Origin of the sequence: Yinghuangia aomiensis (assembly GCF_039542225.1) — a bacterium.
In the GTDB taxonomy this organism is placed as follows: domain Bacteria; phylum Actinomycetota; class Actinomycetes; order Streptomycetales; family Streptomycetaceae; genus Yinghuangia; species Yinghuangia aomiensis.
Window position 1 is genome coordinate 57,050 of record NZ_BAABHS010000006.1, and the last position, 18,246, is coordinate 75,295.

Here is an 18,246-nt window from a genome sequence, read left to right on the forward strand (position 1 = left end):
CCGCGAACGCGAATCACTCGTACGAGATCAACCGGCAGTTCGCGGGCATTCCCAGCAGAGCCCCATATTCGGCCCGTCCGGCACCCGGCACAGCAACTGACCGTCTGCTACGTCCTGTTGCGGCCGAACTCCCCCGGCCTGCCCCCTGTGACGACCTGTCTACCATCACGAGGAGGCCGGTGCCTCCGCCATGACGGACTGCAAAAGTTCTTCCCAGGCACCGACGACGGCCTCCATGGCGAAAGCCCTCGTGCAGTGCTCATACGCCGCGGCGCCCCACGCGTCGCGGTGTGCCACGGCGCGTCCGATGGCCGCCGCGACCGCGCCGGGGTCTCCGGACGCGGCAAGTGCGCCGGTCCGGCCGTCGAGGACGACGTCGCGAACGAACCCCACATCCGTCGCGGCCGCCGGGATTCCCGACAGTCCGGCCTCGACCAGCACTCCCGGGACGCCTTCGCTCGCGCTGGTGAGCAGCAGCGCGTCGGCGGCCCGGTAGACCGGTGCGGCGTCGTCTACCGTACCGAGAAATCGCACCCTCCCGGGCGCGCGCCGGTCGGCCAGGGCGGCGAGTTCGGCGCGTTCGGGGCCGTCACCCGCGACCAGGAGCAGCGGGGCCGCGTCCGGAAGTTCGCGTTGCCGCAGGTCGGACGGGTCGGCGTTGGCCGCGGCGCGGGTGATGCCGTCGAGGTGGCGGGCGAAGCCTTCGATGGCGAGGCCGACGCGTTTTTCCCGGCTGAGCGCGCCGACGACGGCGATCACGACGGCGTCGTCGGGGATGCCGAGTTCCTTGCGGGCGGCGGCCCGGGAGGCGGCGTCGGCGCGCGGGTACGCCTCGGGGCGGCGGCCGTTGGGTATGGCCCGAACCTTGGCGGCCGGCAGCCGGTAGCGGGCGACGAGCAGGTCGCGGCCGGTCGGCGACACCGAGGCGGTCATGGCGGCGCGGCGCAACATGGCGCCGACGCGGAGCCGTTGGTCGAGGCGGGCGGCCCAGTGCCGGGGGTCGCCGATGTTGACGTACACGAACGGCGTGCGACGGAAGGCCAAGGCGAGGGCGCACGCGGGCAGGGTGGTCGAGCCGTGGGCGACCACGACCCCGGCGCCGGCCGTGGCGCGGCGCAGCGCGCGCAGGGTGCGCGGGTGCATGCGGGTCGGACCGAGTACGGCGACGTCGCGCACGCTCGCCGACGCGGCTTCCGCCGGGTCCGAGACCGGTGCCGTGGCGGCGGAACCGCCGGGCGGGATGCCGTCGTCCTGGGGCGCGAGAGCGGCGATCCGCGAGTTCCAGCCGCGTACACGCAGTTCCCGGTGCAGTTCGTGCGCGAACACCTGGGCGCCGCGCGGCCGGGGGTCGGTGATCAGGTGCAGCACCCCGGATCGGGGTGGTGTCGGGCGCATGGGATGGCAGGTTGTCATACATCCTGCTGCGCCGCGCAGGTTCTGATGACATGCTCGTGCGGGGAGCCGACTCGGGGTGGGTCTGGGGCGCGGATCGGCGCTTCAGGAGACATATGGGGGTTGTGCCCGTGCACGTGTTGCACGTGATCGACAGCGTCGATCGGGCCGGGGGGGCCGAGCAGGCGTTGGCGGTGACCGCGACGCATTTGATGCGCCGGGGGATCACGCTGGATGTCGCGTATCTGCTCGACATCGACGGTTTTCAGGCGGAGTTGAGCGATGCCGGAGCGGCGTTGTTCGGAGTGCACCGGGGGTCGAGGGCCGGGTCGGTGGCCGGGCTGCGCCGGGTGATCAAGGACCGGCGGCCGGATCTGGTGCATACGACGCTGTTCGAGGCGGACGTGGCGGGCCGGATGGCGGCCGTGTCGTGCCGGGTTCCGGTGGTCTCCAGCCTGGTGAATTCGGCCTACGGGCCCGAGCAGTTCGCGTCGCCGAACCTGCGGCGGTGGAAACTGCGCGCCGCCCAGGGGCTGGACGCGCTGACGGCGCGCGGCGTACGGCGGTTCCATGCGCTGACCGACCACGTCGGGGACGTGATGGCGCGCCGGTTGGCGGTGCCGCGGTCGAAGATCGACGTGGTGCCGCGCGGCCGCGATCCGAAGCTGCTGGCCGAGGCGCGGGCGCGCCGGAGTGCCATGCGGGTCGAGTTGGGTGTGCAGCCGGGGGCGCCGCTGCTGCTGGCCGCCGCGCGACAGGAGTACCAGAAGGGTTTGGACGTCCTGGTCGAGGCGTTCGCGCGGGTGCGGGCCGAGGTGCCGGAAGCCGTGCTGATGCTGGCCGGCGCGCCGGGTTCGCAGACGGAGCGGTTGCGGGCGGCCGCCGCGGGGATCGGCGGCGAGGATGCCGTGCGTTTCCTGGGGGAACGCCAGGACGTCCCGGAACTCATGGGCGCGGCCGACGTCTTCGTGCTGTCCTCGCGCTGGGAGGGCTTGGGCAGCGTGGTGATCGAGGCGATGGGCACGGGGGTGCCGGTGGTCGCGACGGATCTGCCGCCGGTGCGCGAGATCATCGGCTCGGAGGACTGCGCGGTGCTGGTGCCTCCGGAGGACGCCGGCGCGCTGGCCGTCGCGCTGATCGACGCGGCGACGGACCGGATATCCGCGAACATGCGCGCGGAGGCGGCGCTGGCACGCTTCACCGGCACGTTCACGGTCGACCGGGTGTGCGACCGCATGGTGGAGTTCTACGAGCGCGCACGGGTGGGAAGCGGCACGTGATCCTTCCGCACACCGCACCGGGAAGCTGCCTTCAAGGGCATGCCAAGTCCCCGGAAAACCTCCACAGTTCCGGCACATCAGCGGACCACCTGGCAGAAACCCGTGAACTACCGTTGACCTGCTCGGAAAACTCGCCGTGCCCGATCGCTCACTCGGCGGCGCATTCGATTCCGTTGAACCGGAGGGGGACCGGTGGAGACCTCTAGCTACTTCTCCGTCCTGCAGCGCCGCTGGAAGCTCGTGGTGGCGTGCTTCGCGGTGGGGTTGGTCGCGGGCTTCATGCTGACCCCGTCGAACCCGAAGACGGTCGGCAACCAGTGGACCAGCTCGATCGACATCGTGCTGGCCCCGGAGAGCGCCGACAACAAGGACTTCAGCCTGACCACGGTCAAGTGGGTGTCCGATGCGGGCGAGGTCGCCAAGCAGGTCGGCGCCAAGCTGCACCAAGACCCGGCGGTCTTGGCGGGCCGGATCACCACGGGTGTCAACGGAGAGGTGGGCACTCTCACGATCACGGCGAAGGACGCCACCAAGACGGACGCCGAGACGCTGGCGCGGACCTGGGCGGACACCACCGTCGCGGTGTTCAAGGACCAGCAGCGCGCCCAGTTGCAGGCTGCCGCGGACGCCAAGAAGCCCGGCTTGGACAAGCTGAGCAACGACATCTCCGCACTCGAACAGCAGATCACCCAGGCTCCGGCCGCGAAGAAGGGCCTGCTGCAAGCCGAGCGCGATTCGAAGATGAGCAGTTACCAGACCCAGCTGAACCTGCAAGGCAAGCTCGCCGACCCGCTGTTCGACCCGCGCGTGATCGTGCAGGACAACCTGCGCAGCACCCCGCAGGCGGCGACCAGCATTCTGGCGCCCACGTCCCGTCCGCTGCGGCTGGCGCTGGCCGCCGCGCTCGGCCTCGCCTTGGGCTTGGTGGCGGCGCTGATGGTGGACCGCATGGACATGCGGCTGCGCAACCGCATGCAGGTCGAGGACGCGTTCGGCATGCCGGTGATCGCCGAGGTGCCGCGGGCGTCGCGGCGGATGCGCGCCGGGCATGCGCTGCTGGTGGCGGCGCGGCCGGGCAGTCCGGTCGCGGAGGCCTACCGGTCGCTGCGCTCGGCTCTGCTGCTGTCCGGGCCGCCGGGGCTGGCGTTCCGGCTCGGCGAAGCGCCCCGCACCGGGCTGGGATCGTCGCTTCCGGTACGCCAGTTCACCGACCCCGCGCCGGTGATCCTGGTGGTGTCGCCGAAACCGGGCGACGGGCGGACGACGACGGTCGGCAACCTGGCCGCGGCTCTGGCCGAGGCCGGGCGTTCGGTGCTGGTGCTGGACTGCGACTTCCGCAATCCCGAAGCACACCTGTACTTGGGCACGAAGCCGGGCACCGGCCTGTCGGAGCTGCTGCTGGCCGAGCGCGAGACCGACCTGCAGCACGTGATCCGGGCGACGGAGATCCCGCACGTGCGGATGATCACCGGCGGTGCGCCGACGAGCTACCCGGCAGCGCTGCTGCTGCGGGTCGGCGAGGTCATCGCGCGGGCCCGGCACCACGCCGACGTCGTGCTGCTGGACAGCGCGCCGCTGCTGTTCGCCAACGACACCAACGACCTGATCCAGCACTCCGACGCGATGCTGGTCGTCACCAAGAGCGGCAACCTGACGCCGGATCAGGCGTCGCGCGTGTCCGAGCTGCTGACCCGGACCGGTGTGCCGGTGGCGGGTATCGCGCTGATCGGCACCGACCCGTCGTCGGTGGGCGTCCGGTCGGGCCGCGGCCGCTCCGGGCTCGCGGTGCCGGGGGCCGGGCTCATCCTGCGCGGGCGTGCCGCGGCGCAGGAGTCGGCGGAGGACGGCGAGCGTTCCGCGCCGAGCTGGGCGCGGCGTCCCGAACTGGGCGACGGCACCGCGCCGGTGTCGGCCGGGCGGTCGGGCGACGGCCAGGAAGAGCCGCCTTCCGGAGCGGACGACAAGGCGGACGACGGGGCAGCGGGCGATTCCTTCGTGCACACCGCGGAGCTGCGCACGATCACGGTGCGGCCGGGCGAACCGCACGGGTTCTCCGCGTCGGACGGTTACGGCGGCAGCAGCTTCCTCGACGACGACCCGGCCGATCTGGGCTACTTCCCGCGTCCGGGCCGGTCCGGCGAGGACCGGTCGTGACCGCCCCTGCCGGAGGGCCCGTCCCGAAGGTGCGGGTGCTGTGGCTGACCAAGGGGCTCGGGCGCGGCGGCGCCGAGCAGCTGCTGGTCAACTGCGCGCGGCATGTGGACACCGAGCGGTTCGAGGTCGAGGTGGCCTACGTGCTGCCGTGGAAGGACGCGTTGGTCCCGGCGCTCCGTGCTGCCGGGGTGGTGGTGCACTGCCTCGGCGACACCGGCGGTTCGGCCGCGGACGCGGAAGCCGCCGGGCATGCGGACCGGACGTGGCCGCTGCGGCTGCGGCGGCTGGTGACGGCGCGCGGGTACGACATCGTGCACACGCACATGCCGGTCCCCGCGGTGGCCGCCCGGACGTTGATCCGCCGCGGGGTGACGCTGGTGCACACCGAGCACAACCTGTGGCACCGCTACCGGACGCCGACGCGGTGGGCGAACGCGTGGACGTACCGCCGCAATTCCGCGGTCGTCGCGGTGTCGCAGGCGGTCGCGGACACCATCGCGCCGTCGCGGCTTCCGGTGTCGGGCGTGCGCGTCGTCTACCACGGCCCCGATCTGGGCGGCGTGGTGCCGGGTGCGGGCGCGCGCGAGCGGGCCCGGCGGCTGCTGGATCTGGATCCGGACGCGTTCACCTACGCCGTGGTCGCCAACTTCACGCCGAAGAAGGACCACGCGGGGATCCTCGACGCGCATGCGCTGCTGCGTGCTGCCGAGCCGGGGGCGCGGCTGGTGCTGATCGGGCTCGGCCCGCTGGAGGCGGAGCTGCGCGAGCGCGCGGCCCGGCCGGATCTGGCGGGGTCGGTGGTGTTCACCGGCTCCCGCGGTGACGTGCCCGAACTCCTACCCGCCTTCGACCTTTTCGTGCTTGGCTCGCGTCAGGAAGGTCTGCCGGTCGCGCTCATGGAGGCGATGGCCACGGGTCTGGGTGTCGTCGTCACGCGGGTGGGCGGCATGCCGGAGATCGTGACCGACGGCGTCGAGGGGCGCGTGGTCCCGCCCGGTGATCCGGGCGCGTTGGCCGCGGCGCTCGCGCAGGCCGCCGCGGATCCGGCGCGCCGCCGCGCGTGGGGGAAGGCGGCGCGTTTGCGTGCGGAGACGTTCGACGTCGCGGGTGCGCAGCGGCGGATCGAAGACGTCTATCGAGAGGTGCTCGCGCGATGACTGAATTCACGGTGCGCGAGGTGGCAAAGGACGACGAGCCCGAGGTGCTGGAGCTGCTCGCCGCGGCTTTGGCGGGCGGTCCGACGGGGGAACGCACGCAGGAGTTCTTCGACTGGAAGCACCGCGACAACCCGTTCGGGTCGAGCCCGGGTCTGGTGGCGGTGGACGGGGACGGCCGGTTGGCGGCGGTGCGGCTTTTCCTGCGCTGGGAGTTCGCGCACCAGGGCGCGACGGTGCGGGCGGTGCGGGCGGTGGACACCGCGACGCGGCCGGACGTGCAGGGCCGCGGCCTGTTCACGAAGCTGACGCTGGGGCTGCTGGAGCGGCTGGGCGAGGACACCGACCTGGTGTTCAACACGCCAAATGCGAACAGCTTGCCGGGGTATCTGCGGATGGGCTGGCAGGAGGTCGGCAAGGTGCCGATCGCGCTGCACCCGATCCGGCCGCTGGCGTTCGCGAAGGGCTTGCGGGAGCTGCGGTCGGCGGAGGCCGAGGGCGGCGCGCCGGCGGCCGCGGCGGTGGCCGTGCCGGCCCCGTCGGGTGCGCGGGGCGCGGTGAGCAGTTCGTACGCGTCCGGGGGTTCGTCGTCGGCGAGTGCGTCGGCCGGCCTGTCCCTGGGCCTCTCCCCCGCGGCGGGCGGGCACGGGGACGAGGAGATCCGCTGCCGGTTCCCCACCGCGCGGCAGTTCTTCGCGGACCCGGCGGCGTGCAACGGGCTGGCCGAGCTGATCGCGGATGCGGACGGCGCGGACGCGGCGTTGTGGCCGGACCGGCTGCGGACGCGCACGACGGAGCCGTATCTGCGCTGGCGGTACGGGGCGGCGCCGGGGCTGGACTACCGCGTGGTGGCCGCGTACCGGCAGGGCGTGCTGGACGGGGTGGCGTTCGGCCGTCCGCGGCGCCGGGGGCCGCTGGCCGAGTTCACGCTGTCGCAGCTGCTGATCCGGCCGGGCGACCGGTTGACGGCGCGGCGGCTGCTGTCCGCGGCCGGGCTGTCGGGCTGCGACCACGTGGCGACGCATCTGACGCCGGGGTCGGACGCGGCCCGGGCGGCGCGGTACGCGGGGTATGCGGTGCCGCCGCGCACCGGCATGCTGCTGGTGGCGCGCCCGCTGCGGCCGCTGCCGTACGGCTTGGACCTGCACACCCTCAACTCCTGGCATCTGGCCCTGGGTGACCTGGAGGTCTTTTGAGCGGCCTGCCGCGCGATCCCGCCGACGCGACGGGCCGGGTGCGGTGATCGGGGACGTTTCGGGCTGGGCGCTGCCGCGCCGCCGCCCGCGGGTTCCGCGCGTCCCGTGGTCGGGTGTCGCGGCGACGGCGGTCGTCGCCTTCTATGTGGCGGCGTTCGCGTGGGCGATGGAGCACCGCGCCTACGACATGTGGGGCGCGTTGATCGTGTTCCCGCTGCTGCTCACGCTGAGTATCCCGATCCTGGAGCGGCTGACCCGCGACGACGACCCGTGGATGCAGAAGATCGTCGTGTGGGCGCTGGTGGCCAAGCTGGTGGCGTGTTTCGCGCGTTACTGGATGGCATTCGTGCTGTACGACGGCAACTCCGATGCGGCGACCTACGATTTGGTGGGACGGCATCTCGCGGTGGCCTTCCGGGACGGCGACTTCACCCCGGACATCCACCGCAAGGTGATCGGCACCGGCTTCATCATGATCGTGACCGGGATCGTGTACGCGTTCGTCGGCCAGTCGATCCTGGCCGGATACCTGGTTTTTTCCTGGATGGGTTTCTGGGGCCTGTACCTGTGCTGGCGCGCGTTCGGGATCGCGTATCCGGACGGCGACCACAAGCGGTATGCCAAGTTGGTTTTCTTCCTGCCGTCGCTGTTGTTCTGGCCGTCCGGGATCGGCAAGGACACGTGGATGCTGCTGACGCTCGGCATGTGCGCGTACGGCACGGCGCTGCTGCTGGTGCGGCGGCGCGGCGCGTACTTGTTCCTGCTGCTCGGCATGACCGGCGCGACGATGGTGCGTCCGCACATCACGGTGCTGGTGATGTGCGGTCTGATCGTGGCGTTCCTGCTGCGTACCAGGCCGCAGCAGGTGTCGGCGCTGGGGCCGCTGCGGGCCGGGTTCGGCGCGGTGGTGCTGGGCGCGGGTGCGGTGGTGGCGCTGAAGCAGGTCGGGAAGTTCTTCGGGACGGCCGATCTGAGTGCGGGGGCGGCGGCGGAGGTGGCGAGCCGGACGCAGACGCAGACGGCGCAGGGCGGTTCGGGCCAGCAGGCGGCGGAGCAGACGAGTGCGATTTCGCCGTCGCATTTGCCGCAGTCGCTGATGACGGTGCTCTTCCGGCCGTTTCCTTTCGAAGTGCACAATGTGCAGGCGCTGCTGGCGTCGCTCGAAGGCGTCGTGCTGATGGGCTTGGTGGTGACGTCGCTGGTGCGTTTGCGGCGCATTCCGGCATTGTTGGTGAGACGGCCCTATTTGGCGTTCGCACTGGTCTACATGCTGGTTTTCGCGATGGCATTCGCGAACATCAAGAACTTCGGGATCCTCACCCGGGAGCGGGTGCAGGTGTTTCCGTTCGCCTTGATTCTGCTGGGTGTACCGAAACCCGATCCGCCGCCGGAGCGTTCGCTTCCGCGGCGGAAGCGGGTCCCGGCGGCGGCCGATGGCGCGGGGGCCAAGGCGGCGGGTGCACCGGGTTCGGGCTCACCGGGTTTGGGCGCACCGGGTTCGGGCGCACCGGGTTCGGGAGCACGGGGTTCGGGATCGGACGGTTCGGCCGGGGCGGGCGTCCCGGCCGCAGGGAGGGGGGATTCGCAATGGCGGTGAACGAGGGCGGGGCGGGGCTTCCGGCTTTCCTGGGCGGGGCTCCGGCGTTCCCGGAGGGGCTGCCGCTGACCCGGGTGGCGGTGCCGGACCAGGCGGAGGTGGAGCGCCGGTTCTCCGCGATCCTGGCGAGCGGGCAGCTGACGAACGGTGCGACGGTCCGCGAACTGGAGGAGGCCGCGGCGGAGTTCCTCGGTGTTCCGCACGTGGTCGCGGTGTCGAACTGCACAAGCGGCCTGATGCTGGCGCTGCAGGCGTTCGGGGTGTCGGGGCGGCGGGTCGTGATGCCGAGCTTCACGTTCTCGGCGACCGCGCACGCGGCGGTGTGGGCGGGCGGGACGCCGGTCTTCGCGGAGGTCGACGAAGGCACGCTGACGCTGGACCCGGCCGACGCGGCGGCCGCGCTGGCGCCGGGCGCGGGTGCGCTGATGGCCACGCACGTCTACGGCACGCCGTGCCGGGTCGAGGAGTTGGCGAAGGTCGCCTCGGATGCCGGGGTACCGCTGCTGTACGACGCCGCGCACGGGTTCGGCAGCCGTCGTGCGGGCCGCGCGGTGGGCGGGTTCGGGACGGCGGAGGTGTTCAGCCTCAGCCCGACGAAGGTCGTGGTGGCGGCCGAGGGCGGGCTGATCGCGACACACGACGGCGCGCTGGCGGAGACGTTGCGGCTGGGCCGCGGGTACGGCAACCCGGGCGACTACGACTGCGTGTTCGCGGGCTTGAACGCGCGCATGTCGGAACTGCACGCCGCGTTGGCGCTGGTATCGCTGCGGTCGCTGCCCGAGCGGATCGCGCACCGCGGGGCACTGGCGGCGGCGTTCGGCGCCCGGATCGACGGGCTGCCGGGGGTGCGGCTGCCGGCGCTCGCCGAGGGCGACACGTCGACGTGGAAGGACCTGACGCTGATCGTCGACCCGGACGCGTTCGGCTGCGGTGCGGCGAAGCTGGCGGAGCTGCTGCGGGCGGAAGGGATCGACTCGCGGCGGTACTTCTACCCGGCGGTGCACCGGCAGAAGGCGTACGAAGGGCTTGTCGAGCAGCGGCCGCTGCCGGTGACGGAGGCGATGGCCGACCGGGTGCTGACGGTGCCGCTGTGGTCGCACATGGACGAGGCGACGGTCCTGGGGGTCGCGGACGCGGTCGTGCGGATCCAGGCGCACCTGGCGGCGGACGAGGGCTGAAGCCCGCCGCGGCGCGGGCGGGGGACTACCGCGCCCCCGCCCGCGCCACCGCGAACGTCCGCTCCGCCAAGTCGGCGATGCGGCACTCCCCCGCGTCGGGCACCGCCGTGTGCACCCGGTCGCCCGCCGCGCGCCGCCATTCGGCGGGAAGCCCCGCGGTGCCGGCGAGGACGCCCGCGATCGAGCCGGCCGCGGCGGCGTTCGTCTCCGGGTCGCCGCCGCCGGCCGCGGCCAGGTCGACGCAGCGCTGCCAGTCGCCGTCGCCCCACAGCAGGGCGGCCGCGATCGAGGACGCGCTGCCGATCGCATGGCGGGCGCCGTAGCGCTCGTGGGCCGCCCGGATGTCCGCCAGCGCGTCGTCCCACTCCCGGCCGCGCGCGTGAGCCACCAGGACGTCGCAGAGCGCCTCGAACAGCCGGGTGTGGGACGGGACATGCCGCAGCGACACGGAGACCGCCTCGGCGGCACTGCGGGCCGTGAAGGCGGCAGCGGCGAGGGCGGCGACCCACATCGCCGCGTACAGCCCGCTCGCCGCATGCGACAACTGGGCGTCTTTGCGGGCGAGCCGGGCGGCCCGGCGCGGGTCGCCGGGGGCGATGTAGCCGTACAGGTCGGCGCGGGCGAGAGCGTCGTCGTTTTCGCGGGTGAAGGGCACCGCCGCCGGATCCACGACGCCGTCGACGAGGTTCCGGTACGCGTCGCGCTCGTCGCCGCCGGGCCGCAGGAACGGCAGGGCCAGCAGCCAGAGCGACGCCATCTGGTCGTGGGTGAACCCGGGCCCGTGCAGTTCCAGCAGCCGCAGGGTGAGCACCGCGTGGTCGACGGGGCCGTGGCGGTCGACGAGTCCGGGGTGCCGGGCAGGGGCCGGGGCGGGCCACTCCGCTCCCGCGCACCGGCCGAGCCAGCCGGACCGGATCCGGTCCCGCAGCACGCCGTCGGGCGGCGGCGGATCGGGCGGCCCGGCGGGCGGGAGGCGCGCGTCGATGGCGGCGTCGCCGGAAGGCTCGTCGGACTCGCTCGCGGACCCGCGGCGCGGCCCGTCGGAGCGCGGCGCGCCCGGTGGCCCCGAAGCCGCCGGTCGCTCGTCGAACCTCCCGGCGGGCCCCCGGGTTTCACGTCTTTCATCGCGCATGGTGTCGGCCCTCCCGGTGCGGGTAGGTCATGCGGGGCGGCGGGGCAGACGGTCATCATGCTCCGCGAGTTCCGGAAAGGCCACAGTTCGCCGCACATCCCCACGCGAATGGGCCAATCCGAGCGAATCGCCCTATCACACCCCTGTTGTGTTGCGTGCATGTTGCCCCTTCGCGGGGTGCTTCGGCGCGTTGGCGGAAAAGCAACGGGAACCTCGGAAATTCGACACGTCGAAGGGGGTTCGCAACGGGCGGGAATCGCGTACCTTAGCGGCCATGACCTCGGCTCGTGCCTTTGACGGCGGCTTCTATTCGCCGTATTCGGAGACTCCGATCTACGACCGTCTGGTGGCCGAGCGAGGCCGCCCGGAGATCGGTCCCATGCATGTGCCCGCGCCGGACTTCACGGGGCTCGGACACTACTCGCGCTTCGGCGAGCGCCCGGCACTGCCGGCGCTGCCCGCGCTCCCGTCCTCGTATTCGCCTCCGTCGTACGGCAGTTCGGCGTACGGCGCGACGAGTGGCAACTACCCGAGCGTGCAGTCGGGGGCGTACTCCCCGGCACCGCAAGGCGGTTCGCCGTACCCGAACGCCGGATACGGCGCCCCCGCGGCACTGCCGCCGGCGCTTCCCGCCGCTCCGATGCCGATGCAGCACAGCGGGCAGTACGCCGCCGCGCCGCAGCCGTACGCGGGCGGAATGCAGCCGCTTCCGCAGAACTACCGTCCCGCCCCGGGCGCCCCGCAGGGTTACCGGCCGGCCCCGGGCGCACCGCAGCAGTACGTGCAGCAGGTGCCGCCGCCTCGGTCGCCGGGCCGTCCCGAGCCGAGCGGGTTCCCCGAGCGGTACTGACCCCGCGCGCGGGGCACGCCGCCCCGTTCCGTCGAACAGCGCGCCGCACAGCCGAGTACGGCACCGCAACGACGAAGCGCCCGAGCCTTCACGGCTCGGGCGCTTCGTCGTGTCGCGCGGCTGATCGGCTCAGAGTGCGATGCCCAGCAAGGCGTCGACGGCGCGCGACGCGACGCCGGGGGCGCCTTGGTCGCTGCCGCCTTCCCGGAGCTGCTTTTCGGCCCACGCATCCATCGCGGCGAGGGCGCCGGGGGCGTCGAGGTCGTCGGCGAGGCGGTCGCGGAGTGCGGCGAGCAGGTCGTCGGCGGGGGGGCCGTCGGGGCGGGAGACGGCGGCACGCCAGCGGCCGAGGCGGAGTTCGGCGGTGGCGAGGACGTCGTCGGTCCACTCCCAGTCGGACCGGTAGTGGTGGGCGAGCAGCACGAGGCGCATCGCCATCGGGTCGATGCCGGCTTCGCGGAGCTTGGAGACGAAGACGAGGTTGCCGCGCGACTTCGACATCTTCTCGCCGTGCAGGGCGACCATGCCGGCGTGCACGTAAGCCTTGGCGTACGGGGCGTCGCCGGTGGCGACCTGCGCGTGCGACGCACCCATCTCGTGGTGCGGGAAGACGAGGTCGGAGCCGCCGCCCTGGACGTCGAACGCCATGCCGAGGTGTTCGAGCGCGATGGCCACGCATTCGATGTGCCAGCCGGGGCGGCCGGGGCCGAGCGGGCTGGGCCAGGACGGTTCGCCGTCGCGGGCGGCCCGCCACAGCAGCGGGTCGAGCGGGTTCTTCTTGCCGGGGCGCTCCGGGTCGCCGCCGCGTTCGGCGGACAGCCGCAGCATCTCCTCGGCGCTGAACCCGGAGACGCCGCCGAAGCGTTCGTCGGAGGCGACGGAGAAGTAGACGTCGCCGTCGACGTCGTAGGCGGCGCCCTTGTCGCGCAGGTCGACGATGAGCGGCACGATCCGGTCGATCGCTTCGACGACACCGACGTAGTGGTCCGGCGGCAGGACGCGCAGGGCCGTCATGTCGTCGCGGAACAGCGCGGTCTCGCGTTCGGCGAGGGCGGTCCAGTCTTCGCCGTCGCGGGCGGCGCGCTCCAGCAGCGGGTCGTCCACGTCGGTGACGTTCTGCACGTAGTGCACGCGGTGCCCGGCGTCACGCCAGGCCCGCTGGAGGAGGTCGAAGGCGACGTAGGTGGCGGCGTGCCCCATGTGCGTGGCGTCGTACGGCGTGATGCCGCAGACGTACAGCCGGGCCACCGGCCCCGGGGCGGTCGTCACGAAATCCCGCGCGGCGCTGTCGAACACGCGCAGGGATGCGCCCTGACCTGGGAGGACGGGCAGCTCGGGTGCGGGCCAGGCATACATGCATAAGAGCGTAACGGCAGGGGTCGCGTGCGCGGCGACCGGCAGCCGGGCGAACGCGTGCGCGAAGGGTCCGGCGAATCCACCCCCGAAGTTAGTGGAGAGAATCTCTCCGCTTCTGCTACGGTCGAAGCAGGTAAGTGGAGGGAATCTCTCCACCTCCTGTTCGTGAGTATTGCCGTGACCGATGCCGTGACCGTTTCCGTGGCCCGAGGAGATCCGCAATGGGCGCAGCAGCCGACCCCCCGCAGACGCCGGGGAAGACCCCCGGGACGACGCCGGACGGGTCCGCCCCGGGCGGCAGGCCCGGCCGGATGCGGGCGGACGCGCTGCGCAACCGGCGGCTGATCCTCGACGCGGCGCGCGACGTCTTCATCGAGGCGGGCCCGGACGCGCCGCTGGACGAGATCGCCCGGCGCGCGGGCGTCGGCATCGCCACGCTGTACCGCCGCTTCCCGGACCGCGATGCGCTGATCCGCGGCGTCGTCATGCACACGTTCACGGTGCTGTCCGACACGGTGCAGGCCGTCCGCGAGGAGGCCGCCGACCCGTTCGACGCGCTGCGCCGCTTCATGCACGTCGCGCTCGACGAGAAGATCGGCGCGGCCATGCCCGCGCTGGTCGGCCGCGTGGTCTTCGACGACGAGCTGGACAACGCGCGGCGCGGCCTCGGCAGCCCCATCGAGGAGCTGCTGCGGGATGCGCAGGCGGCCGGCCTGGTGCGTCCCGACGTGGCGTTCGGCGACATCACGCTCATGGTGATCCGGCTGTGCCGTCCGCTTCCGGCGGTCGCCAAGCTGCTCGTGGACGACCGCCTGGCGCACCGCCAGCTCGACATCTACCTCGACGGCCTGCGCAGCGACGGCACCCCGGCACGTCACAGTTTGCCGCCGCCGCTCGTCACATTGGCGGACTTCGATCGGATCCGCGCCGAGCTGCACGCGGCGCACGAGGACGAGAACGGCTCCGCACCCGGGTGACCTGTGCGGGCGCGGGCCCGCCGCTCGCCACCGCATCCCCTCAGGAACAGCGCGACCCCCCATACGCAGAACGCTGATGAAGAAGGCGATCACCATGGATTCCTCGGCCACCCCCGCCGCGGCCTCCGCTCCGAACATGTCCAAGGAAGACGCAGCCACGGACGAACTCAGGAGCGGCGCGCCACCGGTGAACCCGAAGCGCTGGGTCGCGCTCGCGTTCATCGCGCTCGCCCAGCTCATGGTCATCATCGACGTGACGATCGTGAACATCGCGCTTCCGTCGGCGGCGAAGTCCTTCGACGTGTCCGACTCGGGCAAGCAGTGGGTGCTCACCGCATACACGCTCGCATTCGGCAGCCTGCTGCTGATGGGCGGCCGGATCGCCGACTACATGGGCCGCAAACGGACCTTCCTCATCGGCCTGACCGGTTTCGCGGTGGCCTCCGCGTTGGGCGGCGCCGCCCAGTCGTTCGGTCTGCTGCTGGCGGCCCGCGCCCTGCAGGGCGGTTTCGGGGCGCTGCTGGCGCCGGCCGCGCTGTCGCTGCTGGCGGTGCTCTTCACCGACGCGAAGGAGCGCGCCAAGGCATTCGGCATCTTCGGTGCGATCGCAGGCGGCGGCAGCGCGCTCGGGCTGGTGCTCGGCGGCGCGCTGACGGAGTACCTGGACTGGCGCTGGTGCTTCTACGTGAACGTGCCGGTGGCGTTGGTCGCCGGAACGGGCGCGTACATGGTGCTGACGGAGACGCGCGCGGCCGGCCGTGCCCGGTTCGACCTGCCGGGACTGGCGCTGGCCACGTCCGGACTGTTCGCGATCGTGTACGCGCTCAGCGAGGCCGAGTCCAAGGGCTGGGGTTCGGCGCTCATCGTGGGCCTGCTGATCGGCGGTGCGGCACTGCTGGCCGCGTTCGTGTACGTCGAGACCCGGGTCGACGGGCCGCTGCTGCCGCTGCGGGTGGTGCTGAACCGGACCCGTGGGGGCGCCTACACGGCGATCGGTCTCGCGGTGATCGGCATGTTCGGGCTGTTCCTGTTCCTGACGTTCTACTTGCAGGTCGTCAAGGGCTACTCGCCGGTGCGTGCCGGGTGCGCGTTCCTGCCGATGTCCGTCGGCGTGGTGATAGCGGGAGCCGGCATCACGCCGCGGCTGATCACGAAGGTCCCGCCGCGGATGCTCGTGGTGCCGGGTCTGCTGCTGTCGTCGGTGGCGATGTTCATGCTGTCGCGGATGGACGTGGACACCGGCTTCTGGACGTGGATCATGCCGTCCGAGGTGCTCGTCGGCATCGGCGCCGGCCTGGTGATGTCGTCCGCGATGAACTACGCGACCCACGGCGTGGCCCCCCACGAGGCGGGCATCGCCTCCGCCATGGCCAACACGTCGCAGCAGGTGGGCGGTTCGATCGGTATCGCGCTGCTGAGCACGATTTCGACGAGCGCCAAGGCGGACTACCTGAAGTCGCACCCGCCGACGACGCCGCGCGGCGTCCACGAGGGCCTGGTGCACGGGTACACGACGGCGACGATGTACGCCGGGTTCATGCTGCTGGGCGCGGCGCTGCTGGTCGGCCTGATCATGAACACGCCGCGGCCGAACCAGCAGACCGAGGGGCCGGGCACCGGCGCCACGCCGGACGCGGAACGCTCGGCGGCCTCGTCGCCCGCGCTCCACGTCGGCTGAGCAAGCGGTTCAGATCAACGGCCAAGGCACCGCCGGCCGACGCCCGGGCGTCGGCAGGGGGTGCCTTCGGCTTTGCCGCAGGCCCGCGATCCGGGCGCGGACCGCGTCGACCTCGGCGGCGGTCAGGTGCTCGCCGAGGGCGCTCGCCAACGGCCCCTTCGGGTCGTCGAGTTCCGCGGCGAGCCGGGACAGGGTGTCCAGCGCTTCGGCCGGCAGCTCCTCCCCCGCCCAGCCCCACAGCAGGGTCCGCAGCTTGTCCTCGGTGTGGAGGCAGATCCCGTGGTCGATGCCGTACACGCGCCCGTCGGGGCCGGGCAGCAGATGGCCGCCCTTGCGGTCGGCGTTGTTGGCGACCACGTCGAAGACCGCCACGCGGCGCAGCGCGCCGGTGTCCGCATGCGTCAGGTAGGCGGGCGTCGATCCGCCCTCGCCGTCGTCGAGCGCGACCTGCACGATCGGCAGCCAGCCGGGCTGCGGCGTCTCCTGGAGGTCGACGAGGCCGTCGCCAGGGTCGCCGTCTATCCACAGCTGGCACATGCCGGTGCCGTAGGGGCCGTCGCGCAGCACGGTCGGCGGGACGATCCCCCAGCCGGTGGCTTCGGACAGCAGGTAGGTGGCCACTTCGCGCCCGGCGAGGGTGCCGTCCGGGAAGTCCCACAGCGGCCGCTCGCCCGCGACCGGCTTCCACACGCACTGGCGTGCCACGCCGTCCAGTTCGACGCGGCAGTACAGCGTCGCGTTGGAGGCGTCGGTCAGCCGGCCCTCGACGGTGATCTCGCCGCGGGCCAGCAGCTCTTCGGCGGCCGCGGTGTCCAGCGGGCTGCCGACGTTTCCGCCGCTCAGCGCCGGTAGCCGTTCGCTCTCGGGCAAATGTGGCCCTCGGCGTCCATGGGCATACCGCAGAACGGGCACGACGGCCGGCCCGCGGCGACCACGAGCAGCGCGCGCTTGGCGAACGCGCGGGCCATCGGACCGGTGAGGCGCACGCGCAGCAGCGGCGGGCCGTCCTCGTCGTCCTCGCCGAGGAGCGTGTCCTCGGGGTTCTCGTCGTCGGGGACCTGGGCCTGCGCCTCGACGACGAGGCGCTCGGCATCCGAGTCCCACGCGAGCGCCATGGTGCCGACGCGGAACTCCTCGAGGATCGGCACCTCCAGCGGTGCCGCGTCCTCCAGGTCGGACGGCGCGACCGCGGGCACGGTCGTCTCGCCGCCGCTGCGCCGCACCAGCTCGTCGAGGAGTTCGTCGACGCGCTCGGCGAGCACCGCGACCTGCTGCTTCTCCAGGGCGACGCTGGTCACGCGGCCACTGGAGGCGGCTTGCAGGAAGAAGGTGCGCTGTCCCGGTTCGCCGACCGTCCCGGCGACGAAACGCTCCGGGGGGTCGTACAGGAAGACCTGGCGGGGCACGAGTTGCTCCGTATTACTCGTACGTACTGGACATGGCGGCCATCGGGAACGCGCGCCGAGGCTGCGCTATTCCGTCGGCCCTCGCTGCACCCTACGGTGCCCCGGCTCCGCCGCCCACCACCGCATCGTCCGCCGGGGGCGCGTTCTTCGCGCGGCGGCGGCGTTTGGGGGCCGGCAGCAGTGCCTCGACACCGCCGCCGGTGTCGTTCAGGCGCGCGACGAACGGGCGCGTCCGGCCGTAGTGCACGACGGTGAGCGAGCACGGGTCGACGACGATGCGCTGGAAGAGGTCGAGGTGCATGCCGAGCGCGTCGGCGACGATCGCCTTGATGACATCGCCGTGCGAGCAGACCAGGTATTGGACGTCGGGGCCGTGCTCGGCTTCCAGGCGCGCGTTCCAGTCCCGGACGGCGTTGACCGCGCGGGCTTGCGTGTCGCGCAGCGCTTCGCCTTCCGGGCCGGGGAAGACGACGGCGCTGGGGTGGTTCTGCACGACCTGCCACAGCGGGTCTTTCGCCAGCTTGCCGATTTCCTGCCCGGTCCAGTCGCCGTAGCGGCATTCGCCGACCCGGTCGTCGACCTGCACGCCGGCGTCGAGCGCGAGCTTGGTGCCTTCCCGGGCGGCGGCGATTTCCGCGGCGGTCTCGCGGCAGCGGTCGAGCGGGCTGGAGACCACGGCGGCCAGCGGCACCGGGGCGATCCGGGCGGCGAGGGCCGCCGCCTGTTCGCGGCCGCGGTCGTCGAGGGACACCCCCGGAGACCAGCCGGCCAGGACACCCGAGGAGTTCGCGGTGGTCCGGCCGTGCCGGACCAGAAGCAGCGTCGCCATCCGAGCACTCTACGGGGATCCGGCACACGGTGCGTTTGTGCGCCGATGCGCTGCCCAGCGGCCCGGT

Annotated in this window: 15 protein-coding genes; 9 read left to right on the top strand and 6 right to left on the bottom strand. The window is 72.7% G+C overall.

Annotated features, from left to right (window positions below; genetic code table 11):
* Positions 1-165: 165 nt before the first annotated feature.
* Positions 166-1,395, bottom strand: a complete 1,230-nt coding sequence (locus ABEA93_RS09755; protein ID WP_345674980.1) for a glycosyltransferase family 4 protein — start codon at positions 1,393-1,395, stop codon at positions 166-168.
* A 113-nt stretch (positions 1,396-1,508) separates the two neighbouring features.
* Between ABEA93_RS09755 and ABEA93_RS09760 the strand changes: the two genes are divergently transcribed.
* From ABEA93_RS09760 to ABEA93_RS09785, 6 genes are all read left to right on the top strand, one after another.
* Positions 1,509-2,672: a glycosyltransferase gene (locus ABEA93_RS09760; protein ID WP_345674981.1), complete on the top strand. Its 1,164-nt coding sequence runs from the start codon at positions 1,509-1,511 to the stop codon at positions 2,670-2,672.
* 192 nt (positions 2,673-2,864) lie between these two features.
* Entirely contained in the window at positions 2,865-4,826 is a 1,962-nt protein-coding gene (locus tag ABEA93_RS09765; protein WP_345674982.1) for an AAA family ATPase, read from the top strand.
* Positions 4,823-5,983, top strand: a complete 1,161-nt coding sequence (locus ABEA93_RS09770) for a glycosyltransferase (protein WP_345674983.1) — start codon at positions 4,823-4,825, stop codon at positions 5,981-5,983. Before ABEA93_RS09765 ends, ABEA93_RS09770 begins: the two co-directional genes overlap by 4 nt.
* Positions 5,980-7,176, top strand: a complete 1,197-nt coding sequence (locus tag ABEA93_RS09775; RefSeq protein WP_345674984.1) for a GNAT family N-acetyltransferase — start codon at positions 5,980-5,982, stop codon at positions 7,174-7,176. Before ABEA93_RS09770 ends, ABEA93_RS09775 begins: the two co-directional genes overlap by 4 nt.
* Positions 7,177-7,219: 43 nt before the next feature.
* Positions 7,220-8,773 (top strand): hypothetical protein, encoded by a 1,554-nt coding sequence (locus ABEA93_RS09780; protein WP_345674985.1) that lies wholly within the window; start codon positions 7,220-7,222, stop codon positions 8,771-8,773.
* Positions 8,764-9,951 carry a DegT/DnrJ/EryC1/StrS family aminotransferase gene (locus tag ABEA93_RS09785; protein WP_345674986.1) on the top strand — a complete coding sequence of 396 codons (1,188 nt, stop codon included), beginning with the start codon at positions 8,764-8,766 and terminating at the stop codon, positions 9,949-9,951. Before ABEA93_RS09780 ends, ABEA93_RS09785 begins: the two co-directional genes overlap by 10 nt.
* A 25-nt stretch (positions 9,952-9,976) precedes the next feature.
* Here the strand turns inward: ABEA93_RS09785 and ABEA93_RS09790 are convergent, their stop codons facing one another.
* Positions 9,977-11,083 (bottom strand): ADP-ribosylglycohydrolase family protein, encoded by a 1,107-nt coding sequence (locus ABEA93_RS09790; protein WP_345674987.1) that lies wholly within the window; start codon positions 11,081-11,083, stop codon positions 9,977-9,979.
* A 274-nt stretch (positions 11,084-11,357) separates the two neighbouring features.
* Here ABEA93_RS09790 and ABEA93_RS09795 point away from each other — a divergent pair, with 274 nt between their 5' ends.
* On the top strand, positions 11,358-11,933 hold the full coding sequence (locus tag ABEA93_RS09795) for a DUF6643 family protein (protein ID WP_345674988.1): 576 nt from the start codon (positions 11,358-11,360) through the stop codon (positions 11,931-11,933).
* 129 nt (positions 11,934-12,062) lie between these two features.
* Here ABEA93_RS09795 and mshC read toward each other — a convergent pair whose 3' ends face one another.
* Complete coding sequence (mshC, locus tag ABEA93_RS09800; RefSeq protein WP_345674989.1) at positions 12,063-13,289, bottom strand: cysteine--1-D-myo-inosityl 2-amino-2-deoxy-alpha-D-glucopyranoside ligase; 1,227 nt, start codon at positions 13,287-13,289, stop codon at positions 12,063-12,065.
* 221 nt (positions 13,290-13,510) lie between these two features.
* Between mshC and ABEA93_RS09805 the strand changes: the two genes are divergently transcribed.
* Both ABEA93_RS09805 and ABEA93_RS09810 read left to right on the top strand, forming a co-directional pair.
* Entirely contained in the window at positions 13,511-14,266 is a 756-nt protein-coding gene (locus ABEA93_RS09805; protein WP_345674990.1) for a TetR/AcrR family transcriptional regulator, read from the top strand.
* 136 nt (positions 14,267-14,402) lie between these two features.
* The gene (locus ABEA93_RS09810) at positions 14,403-15,944 is read left to right on the top strand and encodes an MFS transporter (RefSeq protein WP_345675227.1); all 1,542 of its coding nucleotides are present in this window, start codon (positions 14,403-14,405) and stop codon (positions 15,942-15,944) included.
* A gap of 9 nt (positions 15,945-15,953) precedes the next feature.
* Here the strand turns inward: ABEA93_RS09810 and ABEA93_RS09815 are convergent, their stop codons facing one another.
* The 3 genes from ABEA93_RS09815 to ABEA93_RS09825 form a co-directional block, all read right to left on the bottom strand.
* Positions 15,954-16,814 (bottom strand): SCO1664 family protein, encoded by an 861-nt coding sequence (locus tag ABEA93_RS09815; protein ID WP_423536282.1) that lies wholly within the window; start codon positions 16,812-16,814, stop codon positions 15,954-15,956.
* On the bottom strand, positions 16,784-17,350 hold the full coding sequence (locus ABEA93_RS09820; RefSeq protein WP_345674991.1) for a DUF3090 domain-containing protein: 567 nt from the start codon (positions 17,348-17,350) through the stop codon (positions 16,784-16,786). The genes ABEA93_RS09815 and ABEA93_RS09820 overlap by 31 nt, the downstream gene beginning before the upstream one ends.
* A 91-nt stretch (positions 17,351-17,441) precedes the next feature.
* A complete protein-coding gene (locus tag ABEA93_RS09825) occupies positions 17,442-18,179 on the bottom strand; it encodes a histidine phosphatase family protein (protein ID WP_345674992.1) in 738 nt (245 codons plus the stop codon).
* Positions 18,180-18,246 lie beyond the last annotated feature (67 nt).